Origin of the sequence: Vibrio sp. ES.051 (genome assembly GCF_002563795.1) — a bacterium.
GTDB lineage: Bacteria > Pseudomonadota > Gammaproteobacteria > Enterobacterales > Vibrionaceae > Vibrio.
Genome location: NZ_PDJL01000004.1, coordinates 1,534,298 through 1,549,676, shown reverse-complemented (window position 1 = coordinate 1,549,676; position 15,379 = coordinate 1,534,298). Strand labels below are relative to the sequence as shown.

15 protein-coding genes are annotated in these 15,379 nt (G+C 43.6%); 4 read left to right on the top strand and 11 right to left on the bottom strand.

Annotated elements, in window-relative coordinates; genetic code table 11:
* Positions 1-131: 131 nt before the first annotated feature.
* Positions 132-773: an outer membrane beta-barrel protein gene (locus tag ATG66_RS13810; RefSeq protein ID WP_098415813.1), complete on the top strand. Its 642-nt coding sequence runs from the start codon at positions 132-134 to the stop codon at positions 771-773.
* 67 nt (positions 774-840) lie between these two features.
* Here the strand turns inward: ATG66_RS13810 and ATG66_RS13805 are convergent, their stop codons facing one another.
* The 8 genes from ATG66_RS13805 to ATG66_RS13770 all read right to left on the bottom strand — a co-directional run bounded on the left by ATG66_RS13805 (position 841) and on the right by ATG66_RS13770 (position 7,966).
* Positions 841-2,031: an amino acid aminotransferase gene (locus ATG66_RS13805; protein ID WP_098415812.1), complete on the bottom strand. Its 1,191-nt coding sequence runs from the start codon at positions 2,029-2,031 to the stop codon at positions 841-843.
* 215 nt (positions 2,032-2,246) lie between these two features.
* Positions 2,247-3,673, bottom strand: a protein-coding gene (gene tnpC / locus ATG66_RS13800) for an IS66 family transposase (RefSeq protein WP_098414497.1) whose coding sequence is annotated in 2 segments (ribosomal slippage) — positions 2,247-3,481 and positions 3,481-3,673 — 1,428 coding nt in all. Because the reading frame shifts where the segments join, the coding sequence is not laid out codon by codon here.
* A gap of 460 nt (positions 3,674-4,133) precedes the next feature.
* A complete protein-coding gene (locus ATG66_RS13795; RefSeq protein ID WP_179885667.1) occupies positions 4,134-4,583 on the bottom strand; it encodes a PTS sugar transporter subunit IIA in 450 nt (149 codons plus the stop codon).
* The gene (locus tag ATG66_RS13790; protein WP_098415810.1) at positions 4,580-5,836 is read right to left on the bottom strand and encodes a PTS ascorbate transporter subunit IIC; all 1,257 of its coding nucleotides are present in this window, start codon (positions 5,834-5,836) and stop codon (positions 4,580-4,582) included. Before ATG66_RS13790 ends, ATG66_RS13795 begins: the two co-directional genes overlap by 4 nt.
* 11 nt (positions 5,837-5,847) lie before the next feature.
* The gene (locus ATG66_RS13785) at positions 5,848-6,117 is read right to left on the bottom strand and encodes a PTS sugar transporter subunit IIB (protein WP_098415809.1); all 270 of its coding nucleotides are present in this window, start codon (positions 6,115-6,117) and stop codon (positions 5,848-5,850) included.
* A 254-nt stretch (positions 6,118-6,371) separates the two neighbouring features.
* Positions 6,372-6,851, bottom strand: a complete 480-nt coding sequence (locus ATG66_RS13780; protein WP_179885690.1) for a hypothetical protein — start codon at positions 6,849-6,851, stop codon at positions 6,372-6,374.
* A gap of 337 nt (positions 6,852-7,188) precedes the next feature.
* Positions 7,189-7,488, bottom strand: coding sequence for a hypothetical protein (locus ATG66_RS13775; RefSeq protein ID WP_098415807.1), 300 nt, complete (start codon positions 7,486-7,488; stop codon positions 7,189-7,191).
* Positions 7,489-7,735: 247 nt separating this feature from the next.
* On the bottom strand, positions 7,736-7,966 hold the full coding sequence (locus tag ATG66_RS13770; RefSeq protein ID WP_098415806.1) for a hypothetical protein: 231 nt from the start codon (positions 7,964-7,966) through the stop codon (positions 7,736-7,738).
* Between the two features lie 163 nt (positions 7,967-8,129).
* Here ATG66_RS13770 and ATG66_RS13765 point away from each other — a divergent pair, with 163 nt between their 5' ends.
* Together ATG66_RS13765 and ATG66_RS13760 are read left to right on the top strand one after the other, a co-directional pair.
* Positions 8,130-9,521, top strand: coding sequence for an aminotransferase-like domain-containing protein (locus ATG66_RS13765; RefSeq protein ID WP_098415805.1), 1,392 nt, complete (start codon positions 8,130-8,132; stop codon positions 9,519-9,521).
* Between the two features lie 94 nt (positions 9,522-9,615).
* Positions 9,616-9,828 (top strand): hypothetical protein, encoded by a 213-nt coding sequence (locus ATG66_RS13760; RefSeq protein WP_179885666.1) that lies wholly within the window; start codon positions 9,616-9,618, stop codon positions 9,826-9,828.
* Positions 9,829-9,923: 95 nt separating this feature from the next.
* On the opposite strand, the gene asnS is transcribed toward ATG66_RS13760, so the two are convergent.
* Together asnS and ATG66_RS13750 are read right to left on the bottom strand one after the other, a co-directional pair.
* On the bottom strand, positions 9,924-11,324 hold the full coding sequence (gene asnS, locus ATG66_RS13755; protein ID WP_098415803.1) for an asparagine--tRNA ligase: 1,401 nt from the start codon (positions 11,322-11,324) through the stop codon (positions 9,924-9,926).
* 188 nt (positions 11,325-11,512) lie between these two features.
* Complete coding sequence (locus ATG66_RS13750) at positions 11,513-13,138, bottom strand: methyl-accepting chemotaxis protein (RefSeq protein WP_098415802.1); 1,626 nt, start codon at positions 13,136-13,138, stop codon at positions 11,513-11,515.
* 292 nt (positions 13,139-13,430) lie between these two features.
* On the opposite strand from ATG66_RS13750, the gene queD reads away from it, so the two are divergent.
* Complete coding sequence (gene queD / locus ATG66_RS13745) at positions 13,431-13,793, top strand: 6-carboxytetrahydropterin synthase QueD (RefSeq protein ID WP_179885665.1); 363 nt, start codon at positions 13,431-13,433, stop codon at positions 13,791-13,793.
* Positions 13,794-13,945: 152 nt separating this feature from the next.
* Here queD and ATG66_RS13740 read toward each other — a convergent pair whose 3' ends face one another.
* Positions 13,946-15,307: an L-serine ammonia-lyase gene (locus tag ATG66_RS13740; protein ID WP_098415800.1), complete on the bottom strand. Its 1,362-nt coding sequence runs from the start codon at positions 15,305-15,307 to the stop codon at positions 13,946-13,948.
* Positions 15,308-15,379 lie beyond the last annotated feature (72 nt).

Below are 15,379 nucleotides of genomic sequence, written 5' to 3'. Positions count from 1 at the left end.
TCGTAAGATTCTGACATACCGCACGGCAAGAAATCAGCACTTCAACTACTATGTAGACTCTCAAGTCTTAGCATCATATCGTGTTTAGATAGTTCTCATAAGTTTAGATAACTCTCATAAAAGGAAGTTGAATGGTGAGAAGTTTAGTGTTTGGGCTACTTTCAGTCTTACCTGTAGTGAGTAGCGCTTCAGCTGTAGATCAAGGTGAAAAATTTGGTTACGAGCACCTTCATCTTGATGTCGGTGCAGGCACCACAAACGAAGAATGGTTAGATAACTCTAACGCGACCACAGTTAATTTTGGCGGCAACTATTTATTTACCAATAATTGGTTGTTTAATGTTGATTATTCGGCACAGTTTTTTCATCCGGATGATTTTACACTCCGAATTGACCGTTTGTTAGTTGGTGGTGGGTATCGTCAAGGTATTACTCCGCTATTCGATATCTACGGTACATACGGGGTCGGTGCAATCAAAGCCAAAGCAACCAATGATAAAACAGATAATACGTTATCTTCCGATAGTGAACTGCTCCAGGCTGTTACTGTAGGTGTCAACTACTTGTTGAGTGAGAAGCTCATCGCAACGGCAGAAGTGGAAGTAAATCGAAGTGATATCGTCGACGAAAATAACGTCAAGATCGGGTTTAATTATCAGTGGCACGACGTTATCGGCAGTGGGCTTTTTTACCAATTTCGAGACACTGATTACAGCGGCGAAAGCTCGGACTACATTAATGAAGTGGGTTTGAGTTTAAAGTTCATTTATTAAGTCAAGATAAATAAAAAGGTCAGCACATGCTGACCTTTTGCTTCTTCTGATAATGGGTTTACGTCACTTAAAGAACTGCTGCAATCCCTTTACATAGTGGGCCCATATTTGATTTAGTCATGCCAGCAACGCTAATACGACCTGAGCCGACAATATAGATTGCGAACTCATCTTTAAGGAGATTAACTTGTTCTTTTGATAACCCAGAGAACGAGAACATGCCATTTTGACGCTCAATAAAGCTAAAGTCTGCGTCTACGCCTTCTGACTTAAGTGTCGCAACAAATAGCTCACGCATCTCTTGAATACGATCACGCATCTCTGCGACTTCTGCTTCCCATTCTGCACGTAGTGCTGGGTTGTTTAGAATGTGAGTCACAACTGCGCTACCGTGCGCTGGTGGGTTAGAGTAGATAGAACGAATGATCGCTTTTACTTGTGAGAAAGCCGTTGTTGCCACTTCTTCTGACTCTGCTACAAGCGTAAATGCGCCGACACGCTCATTGTACAAACCGAAGTTCTTTGAGAATGAGCTCGCTACGAGGATCTCTTTATTGTACTTAGCAAAAATACGCAGACCTGCAGCGTCTTCTTCTACGCCTTTAGCGAAACCTTGGTATGCAAAGTCGAACAGAGGTAGAAGGTTCTTCTCGGCTACCAACTTGGCCAGTGCTTCCCATTCTTCGGCTGTTGGGTCGATGCCTGTAGGGTTATGACAGCAGCCATGCAGAAGCACGATGTCGCCTTCCGTTGCCGCTTGTAAATCGCTTAGCATCGCATCAAAGTCTTTATCTTTGCTTTCTGCATTGTAGTAGCTGTATTGTGCAGTTTCGATACCTGCCGCAGCGAATACGCCATTGTGGTTCGCCCATGTTGGGTTGCTGATCCAGATTTTTACGTCGCCAAGCTGACGTTTAATGAATTCACCAGCAACGCGTAGTGCGCCAGTACCACCGGGTGCTTGTGCCGTTTTTGCACGCTTTTCTGCAACAATGTCAGCATCCGAACCGAACAACAGTTTTTGCACGGCTAAACCGTATTCTGCTGTCCCTTCAATAGTGAGGTAAGATTTGGTTGTTTCAGTCTCGATGAGTGCTGCTTCAGCTTTTTTGACAGTCGTAAGAACTGGTGTTTCACCTTGCTCGTTTTTGTAAATTCCTACGCCAAGGTTAATTTTCTCAGCACGAGTATCTTTTTTAAACTCTTCAGTCAGGCCAAGAATAGGGTCAGCCGGAGCGGCAACTACTTTTTCAAACATAATCTTCATCCATGTTAATCGAAGGGGTCTGGTGATATTTATACCTTTCAGCCATATTCGTTACAACCGTTCATGAAAAGAAAACCTGAAAAAATTGCGATTTGAAACGAAAATCTAACATAATTAGAGTTTTGCTATGAAAACGTCAGCTAGGCAAGGAATAAAAGTAATCGTTCACCAAGGTAACTTGACTCGATATTAACGGGGGGAACAGCCTATAGATCAAAGATGTTGGGGTACGGTCTCTTCGCCACAACAGCCGTGATGATCTCACTCAACACTGACATTGCCGACAAGCCACGTTTTTTGCAGGTTTCGATGAGGGTATGTATCCTACTGCGGAATTTATCGCCTGCATCCGAGGTCGTTCCGAAGCTGATTTTCCTTTGGATTACAAAACCTCTAATACATCGCTCAGCTTCATTATTGGTTAAGGGGATTGACACTATCTTGAGGAAAACCCACAAGCTCTCTCTATGTTTGAGCAGTAACTTGCATCGCCCCCGATATCGCTTGACCATGACATCAGTCCCTTTGCTCAACCAATGATCGAACGATTTCTGCAACCTACGCATTCTTCGTAAGTATAGCGCATAATTTAACTCATCTTGTTCATAACGATGCCGAGTATGGAAAATGGCGTTCGTCAGCAAACAAAGATGTCTGCCAATATAAGCGGTGTGGCCACCGCCACTATAATCCGCCATTTGCTGAAGGTTACGCTTCACATGTGCCCAACATAACTGATGACGGTCTGCGGCTATCCAGTTATAGCTAGGGCACTGGTCGCTGACCACAATGCCTGCATAGTCTTCATCAATGACCTTTTTCGCTGATGAGGTCGAGCGCGAATAAAGTATTTGCTCATAGACAAGGTCATCACTTGCCACTAACCAACACCAGCGAAGGCTTTGTTCATCATTTCTGTGATGAGAGGTCTCGTCAGCATGAATCAAAGGCGCTTTCTTTAATGCTTGTTTTATCGCTTGATGTAATGGCGTTAGCATTGAAGCGACTTTCGTTTGAGCTTCGCTGATCGCGCCAACTGAAAAGGTTGTGCCAAGCTGTTCTTTGAGAAGAGATTGGATTTTTCGAACACTGAGGTGATATTGCCCCGCAAGAACCCCAATGTAACTTAATAAGTTAGGCCCTATAATCCCTTGTGATGCATCGTCAGGCTTTTGAGCCTTGACGGCTTCTTTGCAGTGCCGACATTGACCTGAAAATAAACGGTATTCGGTGATATCGACAGTGGGCTTGGGAATATCAAAGACTTGGTGTCGGTAGTAAGGGCCGTCATGAACATCAATGTCAGACTGTTCGCAACAAGGACAACTATCAGGGAAGCAATCAATAATGATATCCGTGTCTTTTAACGGGGAAAGTTTTCGTTGATGCCCTGTGTGGCCTTTTTTAGCTCCTCTCGAATTGCGACCACCAGAGCTTTCATCTTTTTTCGCTCATGGCGATCTTTAGGACTGTCTGATGAGGGCGATTTTGAAGAGTTTTTGGAGCTAGTGGTAAGCTTATCTTCATAGTGCCTGAGCTGCTCCCACAGCTCATCAATAAGCACCTTAGCCTCATTCAGATCAGAGACTTTAGGTGGTGCGTCTTGGTATTTAGGAGCTTTTTTTCTAGTCATATAACTATGATGAAGCTCAAAAATGATCACTCAATACCTAAAGTGGGATCAAGTGCTAGAGGTCACAGTTTTTATGTCAATAGGGTTTGGTGAACACTTACGAATAAAAAGGATATCTACACTGGCGCAGGTGATCTTTTGTGCATGTTTCTGGGCTTTAGTCGAGGGAGAGTAGTCGGACGTTTAAATATGCAATTTTGGCTAAGCGAATGTACTTATTTATTTGTTGACAAAGAATCTTAAAATTTATAGTTGCTGCTCATTCTTTCGAATTCATACAATTCAGGGATTGGTGGCTTAGGGATACTGCCAGATATTACATCCATGCGATAGAACGAATTAAGTCACAACCCATCGATTAATATTAGTTAAGATTGAATTGAAGCGGCGCGTTAAAGGTTTGAAAAATTAAGCCCTCGTATATTTGAGGGCTTAATTGCTTACCAGTGGTAGTTAACCGTTAATATTTCTTCAGTATCTCGATAATCTCTTCTTTGCTTTCTGCAGAAATGATTGCATCGATATCCTCATCATTTTGGAATAGCTCAGATAAGGCCACAATGGTTTGAATGTGGCTATCCGAGTCCAATGCTGCAAGAGTTATCGAGAAATACACATCACCATTATCTTCCGACTCTAGGTCAACGCCATTTTTAAATACAGTGACTTGTAAACAAGCTTCATTAACACCATCCTCTGGACGAGCATGTGGCATGGCAATCTTAGGGGCTAGTACATAATACGCCCCGATTTCTTTGTGTTTACTTTTAATCGCCTCTAGGTAGCTTTTTTCAACTTTGCCTTGTTCAATTAATCTAGAGCAGGTGAGATCTAATGCTGCATCAACACTTAAATTTTCTTCTGTAGAAATAACAATGCTGTTATCGCCAATTAAATTAAAAATACTCATGAAACAATCCACCCAAGAATTAGTCCTACTACACCGAAGTCAAAGTCTGCAAACGTCGTTGCTTCAAGACCTAAGCCCCCAAGTACTGGTAACAACATCATTGGTAGAAACGAGATACACAGCCCTTGAGTAAAAGAACCTAAAATGGCACCACGTAGGCCACCCATGGCATTACCATATACGCCTGCGGTGCCACCAACGAAGAAGTGAGGAACGACACCAGCCACGATAATGGTCAAATCCAGCGCCCCTTGTATTGCCATGGCAATAATACCGGCGGCAAAGGAAGATAAGAAACCAATTAGTACCGCATTGGGCGCAACAGGGAATACCATCGGACAATCCAAAGCAGGCTTTGCTCCTGGAACAAGCTTGTCAGAAATGCCTTTAAAGGCTGGCACAATTTCAGCAATCAACATCTTCACGCCTTGAAGTACAATGTACACACCTCCCGCAAACACCAAAGATTGCATAAACGTAAACACGACCCAGTTCTGACCTCCAGAGATAGACTCTACAAACTCACCGCCAGCAAAAATCGATGAGAATAAGAAGAATATCGCCATCGTAACGGCAACGGCTACTGGCGTATCTCGTAGAAACATCAAACTTTTCGGTACTTTCAGATCTTCGGTTGATTTCGATTTGTCACCAAACTTAGAGCCGATAAAAGCCGCAATGATGTATGAGAATGTAGAAAAGTGACCCATAGCGAGTTGATCAGTCTGCATAACCTTTTCAGTGTATTTCTGCACAAGTGCGGGCATGATAACCATCAAAGACCCTACAATGATTGACCCCGCTGCTACCAGTGCCGCACCTTTGACTTCTGCCGTTGACAGGATAACTGCAACGAGCATTGACATAAACATGGTGTGATGACCGGTTAAGAAGATAAATTTTAACGGAGTAAATCGCGCGAGAAGAATATTCACCATGAAAGCAAAGAACATGATAAGGGCCATTTCGTAGCCAAATGCTTCTTGTGCCAGTGCAACAATCGCTTCGTTGTTTGGAATAACACCACTGACACCAAACGCTTCAATAAATACAATAGAGAAATTATTTAGCGCACCGATTAGGGCTCCGGCACCAAAACCTAAAATAAGGAAGCCCATGACTGTTTTAACAGTGCCTTTCAGAATTGTTGAAACATCGGATTTTTGAGCAACTAAGCCTACAAATGCAATAAGGCCGACCATGATTGCGGGCTCTTTTAATATGCCCAGCATAAACTCAAAGAAATTCGCCATACTACTATTCCTTACACAAATTTTTGTAATTGCTCTTCAATTGACTCTTTATCAAAAATATTGGCTAGGCTCACAATATTCTGTTTACCCTGATCGGCTAATTGGCTTGCTACATCGGTGGCTGCAACCCAAATATCAGCTTTGCTTGATGATGCGGAAGAAAGATCTTCATGATCAACTTCGACTTCTAGACCCATTTTTTTGGCAACTTCTTTAACTGCCATTTCCATCATTAATGAGGTACCAAGACCGTTACCGCATACAACCATTATTTTTTTCATAATATTATTTCCCTGTAGGGTGTAATTAAGAATATTGTCTTATTCTGTTATTGGACGAGAAAAGAATAGCTAAGATATGGTTAATTTGATGGGTTATTCGTCACAAAGTCAGATTGATCTTGTGACGTAGATCTTATTTTTGGTGGTTTTTTTAATTATTAAAAGTTTCTATTGAATTGAGTATTAAATAAAATATGCGGCTTAGAATTTGGATGGGGTAGGCGAGATAGTCATGTCGCTTAATGACTTTATAATTACTTACCGTAATCTGTAAGCATTTTTTTAAGTAGACTGTTGATGTCTTTGGTTTTCTTATTTCGCTTAGTCAGTGCGGTTAATGACGTAGGTGCTATAACAGCTTCATGAGTATCTTCTTCGGTATCAGTCCGTTCACGAAGTTTTTGTACCGAAGCCATTAACATGCGAACTTCTTTACCGAGACTGTCCTCGAGAACGACGATATTATCAGCCTCGACTTGAGTAATAGTAAGCAGCCCGTATTTAACCGATTCAACTTTTTCACCCACCATCAAGGATTGAGGTGGAACGGAGCGATCAGAAACTTGACCACTACGAAGCTTTGCAGCAGTCGTTGCACGTATATTCCCTGTATTTTCAAAAGCTACAATGACGGTATGAGTATTGTAGTACTCTACAACAGTGACGTAACCGTGTTTTCTTGTTTTAAATAATGCACCTACCTGCATATCATGCGGTGCGTCCATTTTTCTCATTAACATCTGGTGTTCCCAATACTACCTAGTGTTGCTTTGGCATATCGATAAATTAGCTTATTCCCCAAAGTATATACCTTCCTATGTTTTATAGGAACGATTAGGTTCATAGCCTATTATTTTAGTACAGCGTATGTAGCCCACAAGGGTGGTTGGCTTATTGTGAGTAATGGTGACTATTTAGAGAATGTAATTGTATCGTGACTATCTAAAGCTCTCTCGGAGTGCAGGTAGGAGGATAAGTGGGTATAAAAAACGGCAGTTTGTGTCTGTTTTTGTTTAGCGACAAAATTGTACCATTGACTACCGTTTCAGTTTTCGCATTTTTACGATGAACCTATTTTTTGAGTTCAATCTCTGACTCAACCGCGTTGGTTTCAATCTCCGGGTTAGAAGAAAGTTTATCGGTTGCCCAGTCATTCATATGTTTCAAAATCGCGGTTAATGCGTGCTTTTCTGTTGGTACTTCAGACTTCTCAAATTCAAGCTTTTGCTTGGGGTGTGAACCCGTCGCATCTTCTGCTACGTGTAGCCAATCTGGATGCCAGTAATAAGGCTGGCCTGAAGGTGAGCTCCAAGAATGTACGCCGTTGGATTCACCTTTGTATTTGAGGTCTTCTTCTTTATATTTCGTCATTTGTGTTTTCTCTCATAATTTATGAGTTGAGGTGTGCATCACCATTCCTATATAAATGTAACAAACGTGATAAGAATTAATGTGACAAATCTCAATTTATTTTGCAGGCAGCTCGCTCATGACGATACACACCTCTCACTCAGCAACATTTCGTCTCTGATTTTCTTACCACTTTTCTCCTTGATGTGGGCATTCGTTTTGACGTTCGTAGTCCAGCATTGATGGCAGTTGATTTGGGCGTGATGAGTTATTCGCCATTAATATGTTTAACAATAGCGGTTTTTGCGTGTTCTTCTGTCGCCGTTTCGCCATCGGGCACTTCTAGGTCGGCTTTCTTGCGTTCACCTAATGCGTCTTCGGCAATATGCAACCAGTCAGGATGCCAATAATAAGGGGTTTTACTGCCAGGGTGGTTCCAGCTATGTACACCTTTGTGTGCGCCACGATATGAGAGGTCGTCCATTGTAAAAACTTTCATCGTTTCCTCCTGAAATAAAAGTCATACGACTGAAAGTATGGAACATAATGCCGCATTTTTGTATCGCGAATTGCTATCGATAACCTTGCTAAATTGATCGTTGCGATATCAGAATGCTGGCGCGAAGTATGCTAAGGTGCGTTCGCAAGTGAAAGAGGGATACATGAATCGATATCATCAATTGGCCGAATTGTTCAAAGCGCAGATTCAGAAGAATACATGGAGGGCAGGGGAAAAATTACCTTCTTTGCGTGTCACAAGTCGCAATTATTCAATTAGTACAGGTACTGTACTACAAGCCTATCAATTGTTAGAAGCACAAGGGTGGGTAATAGCAAGACCTCAGTCGGGTTATTATGTGACTGCAAAGCAGCAACGGATCGAAAGTGTGAATGGTACTAACAATACGGCACACACCAAACTGAATGATGAATTGTATGCTTTTTTAAAGCACCAAGCGACGCCTGATATGACTCATTTGGGCTCTGCCTTTCCTGAGCCTTGTCTGTTCCCTCTTGAAGCGCTCAACCGCAATCTAGCCAGCTCGGGTCGTAAAATGGGACCGGATACGCTTTTAGATAACTTACCTCCAGGGTTCGAAGCACTCAGGCGCTTAATTGCACAGCGCTATATTCAGCGCGGCAACTCTCTCTCTCATGATGACGTTGTGATCACCTCTGGTGCATTGGAAGCCTTAAACCTTAGCTTGCAAGCCGTCACTCAACCAGGAGATACGGTGGTTATCGAATCTCCGACGTTTTATGGTGCTCTTCAGGCGGTTGAGCGGTTAGGTTTAAAGGTGATTGAAATACCTGTAGATGCGCAGTACGGACACTCATTAGATCATCTTGAACAAGCATTTTCTGAACATGATGTGCGCGCGTGTTGGCTGATGGTGAATTTTCATAACCCAACCGGGAGCTCTTTATCTGAAGCAAAAAAAGAACAAGTGGTGCGCTTGGCAGAAAAATACGATGTCTACATTATTGAAGATGATGTGTACGCTGAATTGCATTTTGATATTGAGAAACCAACTTCTTTGAAAACTTATGATTCACAAGATCGCGTGCTTCATTGCGGTTCTTTTTCTAAGAACTTATGCCCGGGATATCGATTAGGGTGGGTTGTGAATAGACGCTTTAATGAGGCGGTGCAAAAACTTCAATTAATCTCGACGTTATCGGGGAGTGCGCCCATTCAACAGGGGGTTGCGCATTATCTGCAAAATGACAGCTATGACAATCATCTAAGAAAGTTGCGTAAGACGCTACAACAGCGGCAACAGGTATTCGCTGACATGGTCAAGAGGTACTTACCTAGGGAGGTCACATTTCATCTTCCTGATGGGGGCTATTTCTTATGGTTACAACTGCCCGTAGGTAAAAGTAGTAAAGCCATTTATCAAGCATTACTCGGTGAGCAAGTGACGGTCGCGTACGGTCAGTTGTTCTCCATGGATGGACAATATGAGAACTGTTTAAGGTTAAATACTTCACTCCCTGTTGATCAAAAACTAGAAAGTGCAATCAAGAAGTTAGGTGATCTGCTTCGCTAAACCAACTGTTTAGCTTTTTTTCATTCCAATTGTATCAGAGTGATTTATTTGGGCCGTGCTTCAATCATCACTAGAATTTCTGATAGGGGTGATGATGAAAAAACAGTTGGTTAAACATGAATTAAGGTTGATAGCCGTAGCTATCTTTAGCGCGTTTTTATTAGTTTTTGCTCACTTAATTTTAGCGAAGTCGTTTTCTCATAAGGTGTGGACCGAATACACGGCGGCGGTGATTCCTTTTGTGATGCTTGCTTTGTGTATCGTTGGCGTGAAGTACGCAGTAAGAGCGGACTTGGAAGAGGAATAGTCGTAAAGAAGGTATTGCTTATTCGAGCTTATGTGAATGTTAAATAAAAGACCTCCACTTAGGAGGTCTTTTTGATTCTGTGTCACTGCGTAGAATTAGAAGTTTGCAGAGCGTGGAGTACGTGGGAAAGGGATCACATCACGAACGTTGCCCATACCAGTCACGTAAGAGACTAGGCGCTCGAATCCGAGACCGAAGCCAGCGTGCGGCACCGTCCCGTAACGACGTAGGTCGCGGTACCAGTTCATGTGTTCAGGGTCGATACCCATCTCACGCATGCGTGAATCAAGAACGTCTAGACGTTCTTCACGTTGAGAACCACCGATGATTTCGCCGATGCCAGGTGCTAAAACGTCCATCGCGGCGACCGTTTTGTCATCGTCATTCATTCGCATGTAGAACGCTTTGATGTCTTTCGGATAGTTTTTCACGATTACTGGTGCTTTGAAGTGTTCTTCCGCAAGGTAACGCTCATGCTCAGAAGACATGTCGATACCCCACTCAACTGGGAACTCGAACTCGCGACCAGATTCAAGCAGGATTTGAATTGCATCTGTGTAATCGACTTGTGCAAAATCAGAAGAAACAAAATTCTCAAGACGAGTTAATGCTTCTTTGTCGATGCGTTGTGCGAAGAACTCCAAATCATCACGACGCTCTTCAAGAACGGCCTTGAATACGTATTTCAGCATATCTTCAGCAAGTTTGGCTACGTCATCCAGATCAGCAAATGCAATTTCAGGCTCAACCATCCAGAATTCTGCTAGGTGGCGGCTTGTGTTTGAGTTTTCAGCACGGAAAGTCGGTCCAAATGTATAAACTTTGCTCAGTGCGCAAGCGTAAGCTTCTGCGTTGAGCTGTCCAGATACCGTTAGGAATGTCTCTTTACCAAAGAAATCTTCGTTGTAGTCCACTTTACCAGCGTCAGTGCGAGGTAGGTTTTCCATGTCTAGCGTAGAAACACGGAACATTTCACCAGCACCTTCTGCGTCCGATGCGGTGATCAGCGGAGCCGAAACCCAGAAGTAACCCTGCTCGTGGTAGAAGCGGTGAATCGCTTGAGAAAGGCAGTTACGTACACGTGCTACCGCACCGATTACGTTTGTACGTGGGCGTAAATGCGCAACTTCACGTAGGTATTCGATAGAGTGACGTGTTTTTGCCATTGGGTAAGTTTCTGCGTCTTCAACCCAGCCTACAACCTTCACAGCAGTGGCGGCCAGCTCGAAATCTTGACCTTTCGCAGGAGACTCTACAACCTTACCCGTTACTTCAACAGAGCAGCCAGTTGTTAGCTTAAGTACTTCGTCTTCGTAATTATTAAGATTACTTGGGACCACGGCCTGAATCGGGTCGAAACAAGAGCCGTCATATATGGCAAGGAAAGAGATTCCAGCTTTGGAATCACGACGTGAACGGATCCAGCCGCGAACAGTAACTTCACTGTCTACTGCTAGCTTACCGCGTAGTACGTCAGATACAGGCGCGTAAGTCATTTTTTTAATATTCTCCATTGAGGTAAAAATTCAACGCAATGCTTATTAAAGTGCTTGTCTCATAATAACTTTGTTTAAAAAACAAACTAAGCGCTGAGTTGGGTCGCATTTTACAGATTCAACCGAATATATTACCTGTCAAATCGTCAGCTTCAACCTTTATATTCATTTTGAAGGGGAGAATTTTTCTAATTATCCTCTCTTTGCTCTTTCGAAAGAGTAAATTGATTAAGTAATTGCTCCAACCGCTCTGAAAGATGCTCTAAATCGACACTGATATCACGAGTATGGGATGCCGATTGCGATGTATCGTTAGCGTGTAATGTAATCACATCAACTTTCGTTTGGATACGTGTACCCACATCCGATGTTGTTTGCGCTTGGCTCTGGATATTTTCTGCATGCTTGAGCACTTGGTGCATTTCATCCACCATCTTATGCATTGTTGCTGAAAGAGCCTCGACATCAACAGAGCGTTGGTGAGCAGACTGACAAACATGATCGACGGAAGAGAGCGACTCTTCACTGCCTTGTTGGAACTGTGCAATGATGTGCTCAATGTTGCTGGTGGCCTCGGCGGTGCGGGAAGCAAGCGTTCGTACTTCATCCGCAACCACTGCAAAGCCGCGACCTTGCTCACCCGCCCGTGCTGCTTCAATGGCAGCGTTCAAGGCGAGTAAGTTGGTTTGTTCTGCAATGCCTTTAATGAACCCAAGAATGGACGAAACCTCTTCCGTTCTCTGGTTGAGCGATGTGATTTTTTCGCGCACGCCATCAATATCGCTGACCAAATTCTTAATGTCCTCACTCACGCTGTGTGCCTGACTCGCACTGTATGTGGCGAGATCGACGGTGTGATTGACCAACGTCGTAGCATCGATCGTCGAGTTCTCAACGGCGGTTTGTTGCTGCAACATATCAGTGATATTGCTTTGCACTTCACTGGTTTCTAATTGTTGGTTATTCGCGGCTTTATCCGTTGACTGAGCCACATTCGTCAGTCGCCCAGCGGATCCAGCAAGGGAATGGGAGGTGTCTTGCACACGCTCTAAGCTCTCGGAGACGGTATCCATAAAAGAGTTGATTGCCATCGAGAGCTGGCCGACCTCATCATTCTGCTGGTGGGTGAGTCGTTGTGAGAGGTCTTTAGTGTTGCTCACATTCGACATAAATTGAGACGTCTTTTGAATTGGGCGCACAATGATCTTACGAATTAATCCCATGGTGATAAGAAAACCGATAAAGGCAATAACAGCCATAATGCCCATCGCGAACATGGCCTGTTTATTGATCATTGAATTGACGTGGTTCATGTTGTATTCCAAGCGGATCGCGCCAAGCACTTTGCCTTCAGGCGCAACATGGCAAGCAACGCAGTTAGTACCACGATAATTTTCGCTGGATTTCATTGGCAGTGCGACAACAAGCCCTTTTCCCCAATCGGCTGTGATGGGTTCAATGACTAGTTCGCCATTTAAGGCTCGTTGATCAATGTCATCAACAGGTTGTTGACTTGCTTTTCCTGGTCCATAGAGCGTGGTGACGGCCTCGGCACGCAACACTCGAACTTGCTCAATGCCTTCTTGGGCAAGTGCTTTTTGTCTGAGCGTTTCTTTCTGTGACATGGTCCCAGTGAGCATCATCATGTTCAGGCTATCAAAATAATTGCTGGCCTTATCATGAAGCTGTTCACTAAGAACATCCTTTATTAACGTTTTTTGTTGGTGGTATTGGTAAGCGGTGGAGGCGGCTAAAACGCAACTGAAGACAGCGATTAACGTGAGCAAGAGTTTAAAAGTGATAGTTGAGTGCATATTCTTATAAGTGTAATTGGAACGAACGGCGCAATCTTAATGCACATAAATGCATACTGCGAACAACCAAATGAATGATTGTGACTCCACTCATGTTGGGAATATGTAATTGTGATGTGAGTGCGGCGTAATCAAATGTTTGGCATGCGACAAAAATACGGCAGTAGCCGGAAGCGATAATGATTAACATCAGAAACGGCCAAGAGCATGGACTATGTCTGTATTGGGTTGTACTTGTCTCTTGGAAGTGAATTCCTTAGTATGACGTGTTTTTTTAAGCCTGAGAATCAAGATGAAAACAGAATTGTACAAAGAGTTTATGTTTGAAGCGGCACACCACTTGCCACACGTGCCTGAAGGGCATAAATGCGGTCGTTTACATGGACATTCTTTTTTGGTTCGTCTTTATGTAGAAGGTGAGGTCGATCCACATACTGGTTGGGTTGTGGATTTCGCAGAAATCAAAGCGGCATTCAACCCAATTTATCATCGTCTGGACCATTATTACCTAAACGATATTGAAGGTCTGGAAAACCCGACCAGTGAAGTATTGGCAAAATGGATTTGGCAACAACTTAAGCCAAGTCTACCGCTGCTAAGTAAAGTCGAGATTAAAGAAACTTGTACAGCAGGGTGTATATACAAAGGCGAGTAAATTAAATTTATTATTAAGTTTTCGACACAAAGGCAAGCGATAAGTTTGCCTTTGTTTTATCGGTGATTTGTGGATATTAGAGTATAAAAAACCCGAGCATTGCTCGGGTTTTGTACGCTTTTAGCGCCAGTAACGTTATGAACTAAAAGTGATTAGCAGATAACTTTAATGGCGAGACCACCTTGAGAAGTCTCACGGTATTTCGCGTTCATATCTTTACCTGTCTCCAGCATGGTTTCGATAACCTTATCTAAAGAGACAGTAGGAGCAGAAGAACGACGTAGTGCCATACGAGTCGAGTTGATCGCTTTTACTGCTGCAATGCCGTTACGCTCAATACATGGCACCTGCACCTGACCTGCAACGGGGTCACAGGTTAAGCCAAGGTTGTGCTCCATTGCAATTTCTGCCGCCATACATACTTGCTCTGGGCTACCACCCATAAGTTCAGCAAGGCCAGCTGCTGCCATTGAACATGCCACGCCTACTTCGCCCTGACAGCCAACTTCCGCACCAGAGATAGACGCGTTACGCTTGTAAAGGCCGCCAATGGCACCAGAAGCTGCGAAGTAACGGATGTAGTCTTTCTCAGTTACGGTTTGGATAAACTTGTCATAGTAAGCCAGTACCGCTGGGATGATGCCACACGCACCGTTAGTTGGCGCAGTTACAACACGACCACCTGCTGCGTTTTCTTCGTTAACGGCAAAAGCAAACATGTTGACCCAGTCAACCACTGACATAGGGTCGTTAGTGGTTTTTTCTGAAGTAAGCAGTTGCTGACGAAGGGCTGCCGCACGGCGAGGTACGCGTAGTGGACCAGGCAAAATGCCTTCTTCGTTCATACCGCGATCCATACATTCGCGCATTGTGCGCCAGATGTTCGCGAAGTAAGTACGAGTCTCTTCATCAGAGTGGAGAGCTTGTTCATTCTTCATGGTTAGCGCGCTGATAGATAGGCCACTTTCGCGACATTGATTTACCAGCTCTTCAGCCATAGTGAATGGGTAAGGAACTTTAATTGGATTTTCAACTTCTTTTCCGAAGTTCTCCTCATCAACGATGAAACCACCGCCGATAGAGTAGTAGGTTTTCGAGTACGCTTTTTCGTCTTCAATCCATGCATGGATCTGCATGCCATTTTCGTGCAGATCCAAGTTGGTTTTATGAAAGTTCATACCACCTTCACGTGGGAACGATACTGTATGACAGTGCATGCCAACAGGAAGGCGTTCAGTTTCTTCTACACGAGCCATAAAGCCCGGGATAGAGTCGATATCTACTTTCTCAGGGGAGTTGCCTGCAAGACCCATGATGATCGCGATATCTGTGTGGTGACCTTTCCCTGTCAGTGATAATGATCCATAAACGTCAACGGTGATTTTAGTGATGTCGCGCAGTTTTCCCATTGCACGAAGGTCATCAATAAACTCTTTGCCCGCTTTCATTGGGCCTACAGTGTGTGAGCTTGAAGGTCCAACACCGATTTTATAGATATCAAAAACACTAATCATATCGATTACCTCAGAAGAAAGCCTCCCAAGGGGAGTTGGGAGGCTTAATTTTATCGTTATATTTTTGGATTA